Here is a 5,365-nt window from a genome sequence, read left to right on the forward strand (position 1 = left end):
CCCCAAGATGAATATCTCTTGTATTGTATTAAGAAGAATCCTTGTTGGTGCAGTAAAAAATCCCTGTACAGATTCTGTACAGGGATATGGTCATTGTTTTATCTTATAAAGGATCGGTATTGATATCAAAAGCGGAATGATCGTTAAAACGAGTGCTTCGTAAAGACCGATATGGTCGGCGAGTACGCCTGTGATAGCTGCTCCGACACCACCAAGTCCGAACGAGAGGCCGAGCATCATACCCGATGCCATAGCGGCACCTTGCGGCATGACTTTCTGTGCCCATACGACAGACGCAGGAACGGTGCTCTGCATACACGCGCCGAGCAGGAATATCATGATCCATGCGAGAAGCGAGGTATCTGCCAAGTAGAGGAAGATACTGCAAGGAATGACGCTGAGTGCAAGCGAGGCGAGGATACAGCGTTGGTAGCCATAACGGTCGCCTAAGAATCCGCCGATGAATCCGCCGATCGCGCCGCCCAAGAGGAAGACGGTCAGCATCAGACCGACAGTCGTCAGTTCAGTGCCGCGTGCGCTGAGGAGGATCGGTAAGAATGTCGTCAGTGCATATTGCGGCCAAGAACGAAGTGACATGACGAGCGTCAGTTTAAGAAGTGTAGGAGATTGATACAATTTCGGGGCATCTTCTGCCAAGCGCGTTTTGGCGGCGAGAGGTAAGCGATATAATCTGCTGTGCAGATAAAATGCCGTCAAGACGATGCCGGGTACAGTCAGCCACATGATCGCATCGAGCGAGAAGGTCGCGAAGAATATCGTTAAGATGATCGGAGCAAGGGCGAATCCGAAGTTACCGCCTGCAACGAAGATCGATACGGCAAGACCTTTTGACTCGGGACGGATGATCTTTGTCGTCATGCTGGATGCAAGCGGATGGAATACCGACGATGCCAGACCTGACAGTGTAACTGCCGCGAACAGTATCGGTACGGACGGTGCCAAGCCTGCCCAGCAGATGAAGATCGCTGTCAGCGGAATCGTCCAGAGAAGCAGCCACGTATAACCACTGCGGTCGATATAATAACCGCAGACGGGCTGCAGGAGATTCGATGCGACCGAGAATATCATCGTCAGTATGCCCGAGAGCGTGAGCGATAAGCCCAACTGACTGATAGCAAACGGCAACAAGATCGGTAAAAAATTTACATAGAAGTCACTGAAAAAATGACCGGCTGTCAGCAGGGTAAGAAAATACCACGAATGGATATGGTTACTGTTTGGCCCTGTTAGTACTCGGTTCATCTGTGAATTCGATGCAATCCAGTTGCGCTTTGACTTGTGCGCGAATTGCTTGGATATATTGTGCACGAAGTGCGTTTTGTTCCTGCTGTTCCTGCGGCGAAAGGCCGACTGTGCGTTTTTTTCTTGACAACGCATTGATGCGAGCAATCAGTTCCGGTGTAATCAAGAAGAACATCCCTTCTGTAATTCGATATTGATACCATAATAAGGTCAAGTATAACACTATAAAAAATCGTACCATATCAGAGCCGAAAAGTCAAAATTTCCAAGATAAATTTATTGGCGATTATAGGGAAATATGGTAAGATGAAAAAGATAACGTAACATATACAGTAGGCAAAGCGTTTTGTTTTGCTGTTGTATTCATAAATTACTGATGAAGGAGAGAAACAGATGAAAATTGTTGTAACCGTTGTTGGACAAGACAGAGTAGGTATTATCGCGAAAGTTACGGGCATTTTGGCCGAACATAGCGTCAACGTATTGAACCTCAACCAGAACATTTTGGATGGTTTCTTTAACATGATCTTGATCGCGAATATGGAAGATAGCAAAACTTCCTTGCGCGAAGTACAGGAACTCTTGAGAGAAGAAGGCAAGAAAATCGGCGTAGAGATCAAAGTACAGAATGAAGAAATCTTCAAAGCAATGCACACGATCTGATCGTGACATAGGAGGATGCCATGTTAGACGTTAGAAATATTTTAGAAACGAACCGTATGATCACGGAAAATAAATTGGACGTTCGTACGATCACGATGGGTATCAGCTTGCGTGATTGCGGACATCCGAACATTACGCAGTTCTGCCAGAACGTGTATGATAAAATTACGCGCAGTGCAGAATTCTTGGTAAAAACGGGTGAAGATATCGAGGCGGAATACGGTGTTCCGATCATCAATAAACGTATTTCGGTCACGCCGATCGCGATCGCAGCAGAAGCTTGCCATACGGACAGCTATGTGCCTGTTGCAGAAGCACTCGATAAAGCGGCCAAAGAAGTCGGTGTCAACTTCATCGGCGGTTTTTCCGCACTTGTACAGAAGGGTTTCACGAAAGGTGACCGTATTCTTATCAACTCCATTCCGCAGGCACTTGCAACGACGGATATCGTATGCTCGTCGGTCAACGTCGGCTCGACGCGCGCAGGTATCAACATGGACTGTGTTCGTGAGATGGGCGAGATCGTAAAACGTACGGCTGAATTGACGCGTGACAAAGACGCGCTCGGTTGTGCGAAGCTTGTTATTTTTGCCAATGCTATGGAAGACAATCCGTTCATGGCAGGTGCGTTCCATGGTGTGAGCGAACCGGAAAAAGTCATCAATGTCGGCGTCAGCGGTCCGGGCGTTGTTAAACATGCGCTTGAAGATCTTAAAGGTGCCAACTTCGATACGATCGCAGAAACGATCAAGAAAACGGCATTTAAGATCACACGTGTCGGTCAGCTCGTTGCACAGGAAGCATCGCGCCGTCTCGGTGTACCGTTCGGTATCATCGACTTGTCGCTTGCTCCGACGCCTGCTGTTGGTGACAGTGTTGCGCACATCTTGGAAGAAATGGGCTTGGAATGCTGTGGTGCCCCGGGTACGACGGCAGCTCTCGCACTTTTAAATGACGCCGTAAAAAAAGGCGGTCTTATGGCGTCGTCGCACGTTGGCGGTCTTAGCGGTGCATTCATTCCTGTCAGCGAAGATGCAGGCATGATCCATGCTGTTGAATGCGGTGCGCTTTCGCTCGAAAAACTCGAAGCTATGACGTGCGTATGCTCGGTCGGTCTTGATATGATCGCAGTCCCCGGCGATACGACAGCGGCTACGATTTCGGGTATCATCGCAGACGAAGCGGCGATCGGTATGATCAATAACAAAACAACGGCTGTTCGCCTGATCCCCGTACCGGGTAAACAAGTCGGCGAAGTCGTAAACTTCGGCGGACTTCTCGGGTATGCCCCGATCATTCCTGTCAGCAAGTTCAGCTCGGAAGCATTCATTGCTCGCGGCGGTCGTATTCCTGCCCCTGTCAGAAGCTTGACGAACTAAGAGGTAAGACAGACCGCCTTCTGTGCGGTCTGTTTTTGTCTATATGAAGGAGAACTATCTATGCGTATGACGAAAAAAATCAAAGCAGAGATGCTTGCCCTTTTGGAAGCGGAATACGGCAATACGGGAACGGCACTCAACTATAATTCGCCGTTCGAGCTTCTCATTGCTGTTATCTTGTCGGCGCAATGTACGGACGTGCGCGTCAATGTGATCACCGCACGGATATTCCCTCAATATAATTCGGCGGCGAAGATGCTTTCGCTCAGCCTTGCAGAGCTGGAAGAACTCATCCGTGATTGCGGTCTCTTTCACAGCAAAGCGAAAAATATTTTGGCGGCGTGCCGTATCATCGAAGAAGAATTCGGCGGTGAAGTGCCCGATACGTTTGATAAGCTCATCACGCTCCCCGGTGTAGGACGCAAGACAGCCAATGTCATGCTCAGCGTTTGCTTCGGCGTGCCTGCGCTTGCCGTCGATACGCACGTATTTCGTGTATCGAACCGCACGAAGCTTGCCAAGGGCAATACCCCTGTTGAAGTAGAAGAGGGATTGATGAAGGTCATTCCGCGCGAAGCGTGGGGCAATGCACATCATTGGCTCATCTGGCATGGACGTAAGGTATGCCGTGCGCGCAACCCGCTTTGCACAAATTGCGTCGTGCGCGATTTGTGTCCCTCGAGAGAAGAAAAATAGATCATAGCTTGATCGTTCAAGCGGAGGATAGAAATATGGAAATCAGAAAAGCAAGATTTACAGATATTGAAGCGATCCACGCGATCGTCAACGGATATGCCGAAGAAGGGCAGATGCTCGCTCGTGCGCGCAACGTGCTGTACGAAACGCTTCGTGATATGACAGTCGCTGAAGAGGACGGCAGGATCGTTGGTGTCGGTGCGCTTCACTTGACGTGGGATGAGCTTGCGGAAGTGCGTACGCTTGCCGTAGACAAGGCATACAGTCGTCGCCATATCGGCACGCGTATCGTGGAGCGACTTCTCGAAGAAGCGAAAGAGATCGGTGTCAAAACGGTCTTTACGCTTACATATCGTGCCGATTTCTTCAGCACGCTCGGTTTCGTCGAAACATCAAAAGAAAGCCTTCATCATAAGGTGTGGAAGGATTGTATCAACTGTCCGAAATTCCCCAACTGTGATGAAACGGCCATGACGCTTAGCGTAGAATAAACAAAAAAGCTACCTTAGTAACAAAAATGACTAAGGTAGCTTTTCGTTTATGCCTTGATCGATTCGTTCGGTTTGACGATATGAACGATCGTGTCGGTAGCTTTTTCGACTTGTGCTTTGAAGGCAGTCGGATCAGCTGCGATCGGAGGCCAAGTGTTGTAATGGATCGGAACGATGTTTTTCGCTTTGAGCAGTTTAGCTGCTTCTGTTGCATCGTCGATACCCATCGTGAAGTTGTCGCCGATGGGAAGGAATGCGTAATCGATATTGTGTTTCGCAAACAGTGCCATATCGCCGAACAGTGCCGTATCACCTGCGAAGTAGAACGTCTTGCCGCCGAATTCAACGATGAAACCTGCCGCACAAGCGCCCGGTGCGCCGCCCGAATGGAACGCTTGTACCATTTTAACTTTACCGAACGGGAACTTATAACTGCCGCCGAGATTCATGCCATGCGTTTCGTCGAAGTCTGCCATTGCGCAGATCTCGGGAATACCGATGACCGTTGCGCCATTGACTTTAGCAAGTGCTTTCGTATCGCCGAAGTGGTCGAAGTGACCGTGCGATACGAGGATGTAATCGCATTTGATCTGGTTCGGTTTGATAGATGCCATCGGATTATTCGTAATGAACGGATCGAAGATAAGTGTCGTCTCTCCGTCGGAAAGCTGAATGCAGGCATGCCCCCAATATGTGATCTCTATCATGTAAATCATCCTTTCTGAATATCGTTCGTGATATTTCTATTATATACCGAAATGGTACCTCTCGTAAACAAGTGTTTTCTCGAAAAAAATAGGTATTGACAAAAAAGTGATTCTTTGATAACCTATAATCATTCAAAAACATATTCCAAATGCAACGATTAGGACG

At 48.5% G+C, this 5,365-nt stretch carries 7 protein-coding genes; 4 read left to right on the forward strand and 3 right to left on the reverse strand.

Translation table 11 applies throughout. From position 1 onward, the window contains the following. Positions 1-90: 90 nt before the first annotated feature. Together IJN28_03235 and IJN28_03240 are read right to left on the reverse strand one after the other, a co-directional pair. Positions 91-1,263 carry an MFS transporter gene (locus IJN28_03235; GenBank protein ID MBQ6712787.1) on the reverse strand — a complete coding sequence of 391 codons (1,173 nt, stop codon included), beginning with the start codon at positions 1,261-1,263 and terminating at the stop codon, positions 91-93. Further along, on the reverse strand, positions 1,232-1,429 hold the full coding sequence (locus tag IJN28_03240; GenBank protein MBQ6712788.1) for a DUF896 domain-containing protein: 198 nt from the start codon (positions 1,427-1,429) through the stop codon (positions 1,232-1,234). Before IJN28_03240 ends, IJN28_03235 begins: the two co-directional genes overlap by 32 nt. Before the next feature lie 227 nt (positions 1,430-1,656). On the opposite strand from IJN28_03240, the gene IJN28_03245 reads away from it, so the two are divergent. Genes IJN28_03245 through IJN28_03260 form a run of 4 tightly spaced genes read left to right on the forward strand, consistent with a single transcriptional unit; the run spans position 1,657 to position 4,492 of the window. Then, on the forward strand, positions 1,657-1,926 hold the full coding sequence (locus IJN28_03245) for an ACT domain-containing protein (GenBank protein ID MBQ6712789.1): 270 nt from the start codon (positions 1,657-1,659) through the stop codon (positions 1,924-1,926). 20 nt (positions 1,927-1,946) lie between these two features. Then, the gene (locus IJN28_03250; GenBank protein MBQ6712790.1) at positions 1,947-3,305 is read left to right on the forward strand and encodes a PFL family protein; all 1,359 of its coding nucleotides are present in this window, start codon (positions 1,947-1,949) and stop codon (positions 3,303-3,305) included. A gap of 60 nt (positions 3,306-3,365) precedes the next feature. Then, a complete protein-coding gene (gene nth / locus IJN28_03255; GenBank protein ID MBQ6712791.1) occupies positions 3,366-4,001 on the forward strand; it encodes an endonuclease III in 636 nt (211 codons plus the stop codon). 35 nt (positions 4,002-4,036) lie between these two features. After that, positions 4,037-4,492 (forward strand): N-acetyltransferase, encoded by a 456-nt coding sequence (locus tag IJN28_03260; GenBank protein ID MBQ6712792.1) that lies wholly within the window; start codon positions 4,037-4,039, stop codon positions 4,490-4,492. Positions 4,493-4,539: 47 nt separating this feature from the next. Here the strand turns inward: IJN28_03260 and IJN28_03265 are convergent, their stop codons facing one another. Beyond that, positions 4,540-5,199, reverse strand: a complete 660-nt coding sequence (locus IJN28_03265; GenBank protein MBQ6712793.1) for a metal-dependent hydrolase — start codon at positions 5,197-5,199, stop codon at positions 4,540-4,542. Positions 5,200-5,365: the final 166 nt, after the last annotated feature.

The organism is Selenomonadales bacterium, from assembly GCA_017442105.1.
Classification (GTDB): domain Bacteria; phylum Bacillota; class Negativicutes; order RGIG982; family RGIG982; genus RGIG982.